General features: G+C 71.0%; 11 protein-coding genes. 7 read left to right on the top strand and 4 right to left on the bottom strand.

Translation table 11 applies throughout. From position 1 onward, the window contains the following. Positions 1–64: 64 nt before the first annotated feature. The 3 genes from AB1K56_RS01395 to AB1K56_RS01385 all read right to left on the bottom strand — a co-directional run bounded on the left by AB1K56_RS01395 (position 65) and on the right by AB1K56_RS01385 (position 5,306). Positions 65–1,573, bottom strand: a complete 1,509-nt coding sequence (locus tag AB1K56_RS01395; protein ID WP_371204213.1) for a hypothetical protein — start codon at positions 1,571–1,573, stop codon at positions 65–67. Positions 1,574–1,686: 113 nt separating this feature from the next. After that, positions 1,687–2,610 (bottom strand): metallophosphoesterase, encoded by a 924-nt coding sequence (locus AB1K56_RS01390; protein ID WP_371204212.1) that lies wholly within the window; start codon positions 2,608–2,610, stop codon positions 1,687–1,689. Next, complete coding sequence (locus tag AB1K56_RS01385; RefSeq protein ID WP_371204211.1) at positions 2,607–5,306, bottom strand: transglycosylase domain-containing protein; 2,700 nt, start codon at positions 5,304–5,306, stop codon at positions 2,607–2,609. The genes AB1K56_RS01390 and AB1K56_RS01385 overlap by 4 nt, the downstream gene beginning before the upstream one ends. Positions 5,307–5,422: 116 nt before the next feature. Between AB1K56_RS01385 and AB1K56_RS01380 the strand changes: the two genes are divergently transcribed. The 5 genes from AB1K56_RS01380 (at position 5,423) to AB1K56_RS01360 (ending at position 8,336) form a co-directional block, all read left to right on the top strand. Beyond that, the gene (locus AB1K56_RS01380) at positions 5,423–5,641 is read left to right on the top strand and encodes a hypothetical protein (RefSeq protein ID WP_108317699.1); all 219 of its coding nucleotides are present in this window, start codon (positions 5,423–5,425) and stop codon (positions 5,639–5,641) included. Beyond that, positions 5,638–6,105 (top strand): RidA family protein, encoded by a 468-nt coding sequence (locus AB1K56_RS01375; RefSeq protein WP_371204210.1) that lies wholly within the window; start codon positions 5,638–5,640, stop codon positions 6,103–6,105. Before AB1K56_RS01380 ends, AB1K56_RS01375 begins: the two co-directional genes overlap by 4 nt. A 154-nt stretch (positions 6,106–6,259) precedes the next feature. Then, complete coding sequence (locus AB1K56_RS01370) at positions 6,260–6,964, top strand: phosphatase PAP2 family protein (RefSeq protein ID WP_371204209.1); 705 nt, start codon at positions 6,260–6,262, stop codon at positions 6,962–6,964. A gap of 86 nt (positions 6,965–7,050) precedes the next feature. Continuing rightward, positions 7,051–7,989 (top strand): hypothetical protein, encoded by a 939-nt coding sequence (locus AB1K56_RS01365; protein WP_371204208.1) that lies wholly within the window; start codon positions 7,051–7,053, stop codon positions 7,987–7,989. Beyond that, positions 7,986–8,336, top strand: coding sequence for a GntR family transcriptional regulator (locus AB1K56_RS01360; RefSeq protein WP_371204207.1), 351 nt, complete (start codon positions 7,986–7,988; stop codon positions 8,334–8,336). The genes AB1K56_RS01365 and AB1K56_RS01360 overlap by 4 nt, the downstream gene beginning before the upstream one ends. Before the next feature lie 127 nt (positions 8,337–8,463). Here the strand turns inward: AB1K56_RS01360 and acs are convergent, their stop codons facing one another. Beyond that, positions 8,464–10,431 (bottom strand): acetate--CoA ligase, encoded by a 1,968-nt coding sequence (gene acs / locus AB1K56_RS01355; RefSeq protein WP_371204206.1) that lies wholly within the window; start codon positions 10,429–10,431, stop codon positions 8,464–8,466. 408 nt (positions 10,432–10,839) lie between these two features. Here acs and AB1K56_RS01350 point away from each other — a divergent pair, with 408 nt between their 5' ends. Continuing rightward, on the top strand, positions 10,840–11,856 hold the full coding sequence (locus tag AB1K56_RS01350) for a TadA family conjugal transfer-associated ATPase (RefSeq protein WP_371204205.1): 1,017 nt from the start codon (positions 10,840–10,842) through the stop codon (positions 11,854–11,856). After that, entirely contained in the window at positions 11,853–12,719 is an 867-nt protein-coding gene (locus tag AB1K56_RS01345) for a pilus assembly protein TadB (RefSeq protein WP_371204204.1), read from the top strand. The genes AB1K56_RS01350 and AB1K56_RS01345 overlap by 4 nt, the downstream gene beginning before the upstream one ends. Positions 12,720–12,772 lie beyond the last annotated feature (53 nt).

The raw sequence follows: 12,772 nt of genomic DNA, 5'->3' as shown, positions 1-12,772 counted from the left end.
CGAATACGAGCACTGTCGCTCGGGTGGCGACGACCCGCTGACGAGCGGATCGCCGCCACCCGAGTCAGGATGTCGGCATCCGTCGACGACGTGCGACCGCCCAGGCGAGAACGCCCGCGCCAGCCGCCGTGACAGTCACTCCGATGCCGCTCACGGCGGCCATCCCGGGGATTCCCGTCGCGGCGAGGGACGCGACTGTCGCGGCCGCAGGGACAGGGACGGGCGGCGAGGGCGAGGCCAGCGGGGCGGCGGGGGCTGTCGGGGTCGGGCTCGCGGTCGGCGCCACGGGAGCGACCTGCTCCGTCTGCGACGGCGACGCGAATCGCTCCACCCAGCGGTAGCCCGGGGCGAGGAACGGCGCGTCATCCGGTGTCTGCTCCGCGCGCTCGATCCGCCACACCGCCGTGTACACGCCCGGCCCGGGAAGCGGTGGTGCCTGCACCGTATAGGTCCCCGGTCCGACCGTCGGGTCGGTGCGCAGGGTGAGCTGAAGGATGGGCGCGAGGTTCGCGGGGATCTCGTCGGACTCGGCAGGCCACGCGTTCGTGCGGTACACGTCGGCCGTGGCCGTGAGGGTCGTGAACGATCCGTCGCTCCGACGCGGCCACACGCCCTCGAGGGGGCTCACCGTCACCTCGTCGACGAACGCCCCGTCGACGAGGCGCGCCGTCGTCCGGATGCGCGGGGAGAAGCGCACCGGGCGGGGGGCGGCATCCTGGGTCGACAAGTCGAAGGTCCAGGGGGCGGCCGGCCCCGCGGACTCCTGCTGTCCCGGTGTCGAGAAGTAGCGGATGGCCGCCGCGCGGACGGTGAACGAGCCCGAAGCCCGCACGACGTACGGTCGGCCGTCGACGGACGCCGCCGCGGGCGCGACGATCGGGAACGTGTCCCCGGCTCGGACGTTCTCGCGCACGGCGGAGCCGGTGTCGGCGAAGACGCCGTTCTCGAGGTGGACGGAGCCCGTCGCGGCAGGGTCGATGTCGACGGTCAGCGCGCCCTTCGTGGGGTCGTCGGCGTCGGTGGTCAGGGTCAGCGACCCGCTCGTGCGCGGAACGGGAATCGCTTCGGCCTCGGCGAGATAGCGCTGCGCGCGCTCCTGGACGGCGCTGCTGTTCTCGGGGCTCGCGCGCCGCATGATGAAGTCGATCGCACCGGCGAGGTCGTCCCCCTCGTAGCCCCACGAATGCAGGGTCGTCTGCCGATCGACGATCGCCTTGACCGCCCAGCCCACGCTCGCCGCCTGCACCGGGTCATCGGTCTGGCCGTAGGCGGTCACGAGGTAGTTGATCGAGACGAGCTGCTGGGGAGTGAGTCCGTTGACGTCGCTCGAGGTGCCGTGATCGGTTGTCGCATCCGTCGCCACGGGGAGCCCCGGATGGATGCAGTACGTGTGCACGTCTCCGACGCGCATGGATCCATGCCATCCCGTGCGGGACAGCGGCGCCCAGGTGCCGAAACCGGTGCCGCGGTCGGCGGCGACGGCGGCCGGGCCGCCGGCGAGCGTGCCGATCAGGACGGTGAGCAGGAGGAGGGCGGCGGGCAGCCGCCGTGGTGGCGACGGTGGACGGTGCATGAGTCTTCCCTTCGGTCGAGGACTTCGATCGTCGGGGAAGCGCGGAAGGCGGAAAGCGCGAAAGGGGCCGATCCGTGGATGGATCGGCCCCTATCCGGGCGGGGGAGGAGTGGTCAGCGCGGGAGCAGCGTGAGCAGACTCGCCTCGGGGCGGCACGCGAAGCGCACCGGAGCGTAGATCGAGTGCCCGAGGCCTGCGCTGACGTTCAGCGGCACGCGGCGTCCGCCCGAGGACCACTCGCTGAGACCGCGCGCCTGGTCCAGCGGCAGGTCGCAGTTCGACACGAGGGCCTTGCGGCTGAACGGCACGCGCACCTGACCGCCGTGCGTGTGACCCGCCAGCAGGACGTCGGCCCCGAAGTCGACGAACGTGTCGAGGGTGCGGGTGTAGGGGGCGTGCATCACGCCGAGGGTGAGGTCCGCCGCCGGCAGGGATGCCAGCACGGGAGGGATCAACTCGGGCTTGTCCCACTTGCGGTGGGCGTCGTTGACGCCGAACGCGGTCACGCGCATCCCCTTGACCTCTACCGACACCGCGGTGTCGTCGAGGACGTGCCACCCCAGGTCGTCGGTGAAGAACCGGTCGAGCGCGTCGACGTCGAGGTGCTTGTGCGCGGGGAGGTTGCCCGAGGGGCCGAGGAAGTAGCGCAGCGGATTGCGGGGCGCGGGCTCCTGGAAATCGTTGGAGCCGTGCACCACGAGACCCGGAACGCCGCGGAGGGGCGAGAGGGCGGAGCGGATGCCGGTGAGCCCGTCGCGGTGCCCGAGGTTGTCGCCCGTGTTGATCACAAGGTCGGGGGAGAGCTCCGCCAGTCGGGCCATCCACTCCTGCTTGCGGTGCTGCCACGGCGCCATGTGGGCATCGGAGACGTGCAGGACGCGCACGGGCTCAGCGCCCTTCGGCAGCACGCGCAGGGCGTGGTAGCGGACCGTGAACAGGTAGCGTTCGATCCCCATTCCCCACACGGCGGCCCCGACGGCGGCCGCCCCCGCGACCCCGAGGGGCGCGAGGGCGGCCTTCACCACGGGACGGGTCACGAGGGGCAGTCCTTCGCGACGATCGTCAAAGTGATGTTGGTGTTCTTGTTCGCGGACGAGCCGCCGGCCGGGTTGGTCGAGACGACCTGTCCCTCCGCCGGAGCCTTCTCGTCCTTCGAGCACGAACCGATGGAGACGGTGCCGAAGCCCGCGGACAGCATCGCCGCGCGCGCCGAGCTGACCGGCTGGCCGGCCACGTCGGGAACGGTCCCGCCCTGGCCGTTGCCGGGGTTCAGCGTGATGACGGAACCGGCCGGGGCGGATCCGCCGCCGGGGTTCTGCGCCGCGACGCGATCGTTTCCGAAGTCGGCGTCGACCGGGTCGCCGATCGAGACGCGGAAGCCCGCGTTCTCGAGCGTCGACCGGGCGCTGTCGATGGACTGACCGACGACGTTCGGCAGATCGCGCTGCTGCGTGCGTAGCGAGCTCGAGGGCGGATCGGGGAAGCGATCGCCGCCGTAGAACTCGTCGGCCGCGCGCTGGGTCGCCCTGGCGATCGAGTAGCGCATGTCGGACAGCTGCTGGCCGTTCGAGTACTTGCCGAACAGGGTCTCGATGCCGCGCCAGTTGCCGACCCACACCGCGGTGGTGACCTTGGTCGAGGACTCGATCATCCAGGTGTTCCAGCCCTCGTGCGTACCGGTCTTGCCGAGGACGGGGGTGCCGTCGCCCGGGTTCGCCGACGAACCGGTTCCACCACTGGCCATGACGCCCTGCAGTGCGTATCCGACCGCGGCGGCCACATCGGCGGTCAGCGCCGGCTGGCATTCGCGCACGGGGGTCTGGCGCTCGGCGCCGTCGCTGTCGGTGACCTTGTCGATCACCTTCGGCTGGCAGTGCGTGCCCCCGTTGGCGACGGTGGCGTAGGCGCCCGCCATCGCCAGCGGGGAGACCGGGTCGTTTCCGATCACGTTGTTGGCGACGGCCATATCGATGTCGGTGCCGTTGCCGCGCGTGACGCCGAGCTTCTTCGCCGTCTTGGCGATGTCGCACAGGTCGAGCTCGGACGCCATCGCGAGGTAGCCCGTGTTGAGCGAGTCGCGCGTGAAGCGCATCGGGGTGCCCACGTAGCCCGAGCTGTTCCCGAAGTTGTTGATCGTGACCTTGCCGGCGTTGATCCAGTCGCCGGTGCACGAGTTCTTCATGTTCGGCACGGGTCCGAGGCGACCGTTGAGCGTTTCGTTGAGAGACTTCCCCTTCTCGACCCAGTCGACGAGGGTGAACAACTTGAACGTCGATCCGGCGTTGAAGCCGTCGGAGCCGCCGAACGTACTGTCGCCGGCGAAGACGATCGAGTTGTACGACGGATCCGCCTCCGCCTGCGCCGGGTCCTGGGTGAACTTCGTGTTCTGCGCGATCGCGAGGACGCGACCGGTGCCCGCCTCGAGGCTGACGGCGGTCGAGCCGAAGTCCATGTTGGGGTACATGGCCGGCGCGTTGTCGTTCATCGCCTGCTGCGCGGCATCCTGGACACGCCAATCGAGCGTGGTCTGGATGGTCAGACCGTCCTGGCGCAGGGCGCGCACGCGGTCGTCGGTCTCGGCGCCGAAGGCGGGGTCGTTCAGGATCGTCGCGACCACGTACTGGCAGAAGTACGGAGCGGCCGAGACGACGCAGCCCTGGTCGGTCGAGGTGATCGACGGCGTGATCGGTTCGATCGCGAACTGCACGTACTGTTCGTGCGTGATCTTGCCGTCGGCCTCCATGCGGCTGAGCACGTAGAGCTGACGGCCCTTCGTCTCGCTGTAGCCGTCGGCGGCGTTCACGAGCTGCTCCTGCGTGATCTCGCCGTTGTCGCGGAGCGTGTACAGGGCCTGGATCGTGCTCTGGTCGACGTCGTCGATCGAGCCGTCGGGCGCCTTGTTCCACGCGGTCTCGCCGTCGTTGATCGATCCCTCGGGGATGTCGATGCGGAACCGGTTGGGGTTCTGCACCATTCCCGCGAGCACCGCGGCCTGGCCGATGTTCAGCTGCGAGGCCGGGACGTTGAAGTAGCGCTTGGCTGCGGCGTCGATGCCGTAGGTGACCCCGCCGAAGTTCGCGATGTTGAGGTAGCCGAGAAGGATCTGGTCCTTCGTGTACTCCTTCTCGAGCTGCACGGCGTAGCGCATCTCCTGGAGCTTGCGCTGGTAGCCCGCGGCGCCGTCGGACTGGATGGCCTCGAGGGCGCACTTCTGCAGGGCCTCGTCGCGCGTCATGGCGGGAGTGGTGTCGGTCGCGTCGACGGCCTTGGCGTCGCGCTCGCAGCGCTGCACGAGCACGTTCTTCACGTACTGCTGGCTGATCGAGGAGCCACCCTGGGTCTCGCCGCCCGAGGCGTTGCTGAGCAGGGCTCGGGTCGTTCCGATGAGGTCGACGCCGCCGTGCTGGTAGTAGCGGGGGTCTTCCGACGACAGGATCGCGTCGTACATGACCGGGTTGACCTGGTCGAAGGTGACCGGGGAGCGGTTCTGGTCGAAGAACTTCGCCAGCACCTGGTCGCCGGCCATCAGCGTCGTCGGCTGCATGAGCTCGTCGGGCTGCAGGTAGCTCGGCATCTTGTCGAAGATCGTGATGGCGCTGGAGGCGGCGGCGCCGGAGACGGCGATGGCCGGCGTCACGGCGGCGGTGACGAGGAGTCCGGCGACCGCGCTCAGGCCGACGAGGCCGACGATGCCGCCGAGGGCACCGCTAGCCGTTCGTTTGTTCTCGGGCATAGGGTTGATGCTAAGCGACGTTGCTGGGCGATGCCTCGAAGGCGTGCGCTCGCGCGCGCACCTATCCGATTCCGCGCGCGAGGCCCTCGTGCGCGGCGACCGCCGGGAGCCGTCACATGACCACGTGGGAATACCTCACCACGCCGCTGCTGATCCACAACACCGCCGCGATCCTCAACAACTGGGGCAAGCAGGGCTGGGAGCTCGTCCAGGTGGTGACCGGCCCCGAGGGCGGCCTGGTCGCCTACTTCAAGCGCCCCGTGGGCGGCGGGTCCGCCAACGCCGGTCTCGGTGCGGCCGAGGCCGCCGCGCGCCAGTTCGAGGGCCAGCAGTGAGCGTCTCGGAGCGCCTCGCCGCACTGGGCGTCGAGGTCCCCGCGGTTGTGCCGCCGGTGGCGTCGTACATCCCCGCGAAGCGCCACGGCGACCTCGTCTACACCTCCGGCCAGCTCCCCATGGTCTCGGGCAGCCTCCCCGCCACGGGCAAGGTCGGCGAGGGCGACGGCCTGGTCGTCCCGGCGGATGCCAAGGGGTACGCGCGTCAGTGCGCGCTGAACGCGATCGCGGCTGCGGCGGCGCTGGTCGGCGGCGTCGACAACCTCACCGGTGTGCTCAAGCTCACCGGGTTCGTGGCATCCGTCCCCGACTTCACCGGGCAGCCGGGCGTCATCAACGGCGCGAGCGAGTTCTTGGGCGAGGTCTTCGGCGAGACCGGGGCGCACGCCCGCTCGGCCGTCGGTGTGCCGGTGCTGCCGCTGGACAGCCCCGTCGAGGTCGAGGTGGTCTTCACCGTCGCCTGACGCGACGCAGACGAAGGGCCGTGGACGCGAGGCGTCCGCGGCCCTTCGTCGTCGCGGCGCGCATCGGTGGGAGCGACTGCGGGCGACCTCACCCCATCTCCGCTCGGCGGGGGACTCGGCGGATTCTGAACATCGGAGGAGGACGATCACCGTCGTGACTCCTCCTCCTGCGTGGTCCGGCTCCCCGCTGACGACCCCTCCCGCGCGGCTGCGCCGCGCCGCCCTCATCGCCGTCGCGACCGTCTTCGGCCTCGTGCTGGTGGGGTTCGTGCTGCGCTTCACGAATCTCGACGCCGCGGCCTCGACGGCGATCCATCACCTCCGGCACGGCGTTCTCGCACCGCTCGCGGAGGCCCTCTATCTCGCCCTGAAACCGGTGCCCGCGGCGCTCCTCATGCTCGTGTCGACGGGAGTGGTCGCCGGGCTGACCCGGTCGTGGCGGCAGGCCCTCGTCTTCCTCGGGACGATCGCGCTGACGTGGGGGTCGGCCGAGGCGATCAAGCTCGTCGTCGACCGTCCGCGACCGGGTCTGAGCGAGGCGGCGATGGCGACCGTCGGAAAGGCCGTCGACGCCTCGTTCCCGAGCGGTCACGTCGCCTTCACCGCAGCGTTCGTCGTGACGTGCGCGTACCTGGCGTGGGGGACGCGATGGCGAGCGTTCGTGATCGCGCCGGGGGCGCTCCTCGTGGCGTGCATGATCGCCGCCGTCGTGGTCGAGGGAGTGCACTACCTCGGCGACGCTCTGGCATCCCTCGTCTGGGTGGCGGGCATCTTCCCGGTTGCGCGCGGGCTGTGCGCGGTGGCGGTCGCGAGGGCGGATGCCGAGGTGCGGCGCCGACGCTCGCGTCAGGTGGTCTGAGCTCGCGGCGACTGCGCGCTTCTCTTTGTGCTTTGATGCTGATACAAATAACTTGTATCCGGTGGGGAGTACAAAAGGGGGACTCGATGCTCGAGAAGATGTGGGAACGCGCGCCGCTGATCGTGGGGGAGCCGATCGGCGTCCTCGTCGTGGCGGTCGTGGTGGCGACCATCCTGGTGCGCACGCGACGTCGAGGAGAGACGGATCGCCCCGCGGCGTCTCACGCCGTCCGTGCGGGCGCCCTCTCCGTCGTCCTCGTGTGGGGGCTCGATCACCTCGTCCGCCGACTCCTCGTCGACGATCCGAGCATCGCCTGGTGGGCGTTCGCCGTGCCGATCGCGGCGGGGGCTCTCGCTCTCTGCGTCCGTCCGGAACCCCGCCGAACCGGAACGCGACGGACGGGCGCACCGACCGCGGTGGGAGTGCGGCGGTCGTGGTCGAGCTTCACGGATCCTCGCTTGCTGCGCGTCGCCGTCGCCCTCGGCGGGGTCCTCACGATCACGACCGTGTGCGCGGGGCTCGCCTCCTCTGCGGACGAGGCCGGGCGATGGGCCCTGCTCGTCTTCGGTGATGGCGGGACCACGAGCTTCTACGGGTGGGCGTACGGTCTGCCCGTCCTCCTCGCGACGGCCCTCCTGGCGGGGGTCGTGGGCGCGCGCCTGCGCCGCATCGCCGCACCGCCCTTCCCCGAGGCGGGGGTCGCCGACGAGCGTCTCCGTCGGCGGGCGGCATCCGACGCCGTCGTGTCCGTCGCCGTCGGATCCGTCGCGCTCGCCGCGGGCGAGGTCTTCCACTTCCTCGGACGGGTGGGGCTCGGCAGCGTCGGGGCGGGCATCCCCGGGGTGGGGGACTTCACCTGGGGCACCCCTTACGCGGCTTTCGCGGGTGCTTTCGAGGGGGCCGGCTGGCTCCTCTCGGTGGCTGCTGTCGTTCTGCTGCTCGGTCTCGCTGCGGGAACTCTCCCCCCGCAGCTCTTCGGACCTCGGATGCCGATGCGCCCGCGCCCCGAGACGCCGGTCCGATGAGTCCGACGGAGGATGCCGTCACCTCGGCGATCATCGTGGAGCGGCTCCGGGGGCTCATCGTCAGCGGTTCCCTGGGTCGGGGGGAGAGGCTGCCGACGGTACGTCAGACGGCGGCGGACTTCGGCGTGGCGGTGGGGACCGCCGCGCGGGCGTTCCGTCACCTCGAGAGCGAGGGGCTCGTGGTGACCCGCACCGGCGGGGGGACACGCGTCGCCGACGACGCCTCGCCGCTTCCGGGTCCGGTGGTCGCGCGCGCACGCACCCTCGTCGATCTGGCGCGCGAGCACGGTGCGTCGATCGATGATCTGCAGAGCGCGCTCGTGGCGATCTGGGCCGAGACGGACTGAGCCGCGCCGAGTCGATCCGCGCGCCGGTACGGCCGCCCGCTCCGCGCCGGGAGGACCTCACCCCGAGGCGGAGGGCCAATGGCGGTCGTGGATGCCAGGGATTCCGGCATCCACGACCGCCGGTGACTCACTTCACCTGGGCGCTGATGACGCTCATGACGGCCGTGTCGGCGAGGGTCGTCGTGTCGCCGACCTCGCGTCCCTCGGCGACGTCGCGCAGGAGGCGACGCATGATCTTGCCGGAGCGCGTCTTCGGCAGCTCTCCCACGATGTAGACGTCGCGCGGTCGCGCGATCGGGCCGATCTGCTCGCCGACCCACCGGCGCAGCTCGTCGCCGAGCCCCTCGACGGGATTCTGCTTCAGGTAGCGGCTCTTGATGATGACGAATGCGACGACCGCCTGGCCGGTGGTCTCGTCCGAGGCGCCCACGACGGCCGCCTCGGCGACACCCTCGTGACCCACGAGCGCGGACTCGATCTCGGCTGTCGACAGTCGGTGCCCCGAGACGTTCATCACGTCGTCGACGCGACCGAGCAGCCAGACGTCGCCGTCGTCGTCGAGGCGGGCTCCGTCGCCGGCGAAGTAGTAGCCCTTGTCAGCGAACTTCTCCCAGTACGTCTCGCGGTAGCGGTCCGGATCGCCCCAGATACCCCGGAGCATGCTCGGCCACGGCTCGGTGACGACGAGGAGCCCGCCGCTGCCATTGCCGACGGGTTCTCCCGCGTCGTCGACGACGGCGATCGAGATGCCGGGGACCGGCACCTGCGCCGAGCCCGGCTTGGTCTCGGTCACCCCGGGGAGCGCCGAGATCATGATCGCGCCCGTCTCGGTCTGCCACCACGTGTCGACGATCGGCGTCTCGTCGGCACCGATGATCTCGCGGTACCAGACCCAGGCCTCGGGGTTGATGGGCTCGCCGACCGACCCGAGCAGACGCAGCGACGACAGGTCGAAGCTCTGCGGCACGTCGCGCCCGATCTTCATGAACGACCGGATCGCGGTGGGTGCGGTGTAGAAGACGGTGACGCCGTGGTTCTGGATGAGTTCCCACCAGCGGCCGGGGTGCGGGGTGTCGGGGGTTCCCTCGAAGAGCAGCTGGGTGGCCCCGTTGGCGAGGGGGCCGTAGGTGACGTAGGTGTGCCCGGTGATCCAGCCGATGTCGGCGGTGCACCAGTAGACGTCGGTCTCGGGGTGCACGTCGTGCACGACGCGGTTCGTGAAGGCGGCCTGCGTGAGGTAGCCGCCGGAGGTGTGCAGGATGCCCTTGGGCTTCCCCGTGGTGCCGGAGGTGTACAGGATGAAGAGCGGGTTCTCGGCCGGGAACGCCTCGGCCTCGTGCTCGGACGAGGCCTGCGGCACGACGTCGTGCCACCAGATGTCCCGGTCGTCGCTCCACTCGACGTCGTTCTCGCCGCGCTTGACCACGAGGACGTGTTCGACGGTCTCCTGGATGCCGGACCCGTTGCGGTCGGCGAGGGCCTGATCGACCGCGGGCTTGAGAGGGGAGACCTTGCCCTTGCGCCAGCCGCCGTCGGCGGTGATGACGAGCTTGGCTCCGGCGTCGTCGATGCGGGCGCGGAGGCTGTCGGCCGAGAACCCGCCGAAGACGACCGAGTGGACGGCGCCGATACGGGCGACGGCGAGCATCGAGGCGATCGCCTCGGGGATCATGGGCAGGTAGATCGCGACGCGGTCACCGCGCTCGATGCCCAGGTCGATCAGCACGTTCGCGAGGCGCTTCACCTCGTCGGTGAGCTCCGCGTAGGTGACGTTGCGCCGGTCGCCGGGCTCGCCCTCCCACCGGAGGGCGATGCGGTCGCCGTTGCCGGCCTCGACGTGACGGTCGAGACAGTTGTAGGCGACGTTGAGCTCGCCGTCGGCGAACCATTCCGCGAACGGGGGGTTGGACCAGTCGAGCACCCGGGTGAAGGGGGTGTGCCAGTGCAGCTCGCGGGCCTGGTCGGCCCAGAATCCCTCCCGGTCGGCGGCCGCGCGCTCGTACAGACTGCGGTCTGCGACGGCGTTCTCGGCGAAAGCGGCCGACGGGGCGAACCGCCGGGTCTCGTTGAGGAGGTGGTCGATCTGGCTGCTCATCGCGGCGCTCCTTCGCGTTCACATCACGCCCGCGTCGATGCGCGGCGTCCTGACCCTCGTCACGCTAGCCATCGCTCTGCGCGGAGGCCACCTCCGATAGTTGGCATCCGCGCAGCCGGGAAACAGGTGATATATCGCGATGAATAGGTCGTGGGAGTTGGCCGCGCCCCGCGGCGCGCGTACTCTGGTTGAGCCCGAACATCGCTTCCGGCACTCGCGTCGGGGGGAGCCCCCCAATTTTCCTCCGGCGCGCGGCGGCATCCCTCGCCCCCCACTGTAGGGATGCCGCCCCCTTCTTTTTCCGGGGCTGTTTCCACGCCTCCTCCCCACCGGGCGGACCTGCCCGGCTCTCCACCGAACGGCCCGCGCGCCCGGCGGTGACACGGCGGTCTGCCTAGCGTCGAGGACGTGGCATCCCTCCTTCCTCCCACGCCGTCCGGCACCGTCGCGCGCTCCCTCCCCGCGGAGCGAAGCGGAGATGATCCCGGTGCGGGCGACGAGGATGCCGCGGTGTCGTTCCTGCGACCGTTCTTCGACGATCCGCGCGTGACCGACCTCTTCGTCAGTGGCGCAGACGGTCTGTTCGTCGATCGCGGCGACGGGATCGAGCGGGTCCCATCGTGGCGGGCGAGCGAGGCCGAGGTGCGACGTCTCGCCGTGCGTCTCGTCGCCCGCGGAGGGCGCCATCTCGACGACGCCTCGCCGTGCGTCGACGTGCGGCTCGAACGCGGGGTCCGGGTGCATGCGGTGCTCGCGCCGGTGGCCGCTCGAGGAACGAGCATCTCGGTGCGCGTGCCGCGATGGAACGCCCCCGATCTCGACCTGCTGCATCGTTCGGGAATGCTGTCGACCGCGCAGCGGACGCTCCTCGAGGGCCTCGTCGATCGCCGCGAGAACGTGCTCATCACCGGCTCGACGGGTGCGGGGAAGACCACGCTCCTTTCCGCGCTGCTGTCGCGGGTCCCTCCCTCGGAGCGCATCATCACGATCGAGGAGGTCGCCGAGCTCCGCCCCGCACACCCTCATCACGTCGCTCTTGAGGCGCGGCAGGCGAACATCGAGGGCGCGGGAGCCATCACGCTCGCGCGTCTCGTCCGCGAGGCGCTGCGCATGCGCCCCGACCGTCTCATCCTCGGCGAGTGTCGCGGAGAGGAGCTGCGCGAACTGCTGATGGCCCTCAACACAGGGCACGACGGCGGAGCTGGAACCGTGCACGCGAACGGGCTCGCCGAGGTCGCGACGCGCCTGGAGGCGCTGGGAGCCCTGTCGGGGATGGATGCCTCGACCACCGCGCGGCAGGTGGTGAGCGCGATCGGCGCGGTGATCCACGTCGACCGTGCCGGCGGGCAGCGACGCCTCGCCGCCTGGGGCCGGCCCGTCCTGCGCGGCGGCAAGCTCGCGATCCGACGGGAGGAGGGATCGTGACCACGCCCGATCCCTATGAAACCGTCATGCGGCTCGCCGTGCTCCTCACCGGGGGAGCGTCTCCCGCGCTCGCGTGGGGTCACCTGGGTGCCGGTGGCGACCCCACCGCGCTCGCGGCGGCGGCCGCGGCCGAGCGGGGAGACGACGTCGGCGCGGTCCTGAGCGCATCGGGCGGCGCATGGCGCGATATCGCCGTCGTCTACGCCGTGGCGGTCGAGACCGGGGCACCCCTGGCCGAGACGCTGCGGTCGGTGGCCGGCTCGCTGCGCGACGCCGCCGAGGTGTCCGCCGAGGTGCGCGTCGTCCTGGCCGAGCCCCTCGCCACGGCGCGGCTGCTCGGGTGGCTGCCCGTCGCCGGTGTGCCCCTGGGGGCACTGCTCGGATCCGACACGATCGGCGTGCTGATCGGCGACCCGGTCGGTCGCGGCTGCCTGGTCGCCGGAGTGGTCCTGATCGCGGCGGCGCGGGCCTGGACGCGCAGGCTCGCGCGATCGGCGCGGCCGTCCTCGACCGTGCCCGGTCTCGATGCCGAGCTCTGGGCCGTCGCCCTCTCGGCGGGAGCGTCGCCCCAGCGGGCGCGGACGGTGATCGCCCGGCGCTCCCACGACGTCGACGAGCGAGCATCGCGCGCCGTCGACGACACCCTCGATCTGGCGTTGCGGGCGGGCGTCCCCGCGGCCGAGCTTTTGCGCGCCGACGCCTGGGCCGCCCGCCACCGGGCGCGCACCGAAGGACGGGAGAGAGCGGCGCGACTGTCGACGCGCCTGTTGATCCCCCTGGGCGTGTTCACGCTGCCCGCCTTCCTCCTCCTCGCCGTCGTCCCCGTCGTCATCGGCCTGCTCCGCTCCGGGACGTTCCCCTGACGTTGGTGCCCGCCTCCGCGCCTCGATTCGCCCTCTCATCCACCCCTGAAAGA

Source organism: Microbacterium sp. BWR-S6Y (assembly GCF_041379845.1).
GTDB classification, from domain to species: domain Bacteria; phylum Actinomycetota; class Actinomycetes; order Actinomycetales; family Microbacteriaceae; genus Microbacterium; species Microbacterium hydrothermale.
Note: the sequence above shows the minus strand (reverse complement) of the source record. Positions and strands in the feature narration are given on the sequence as shown.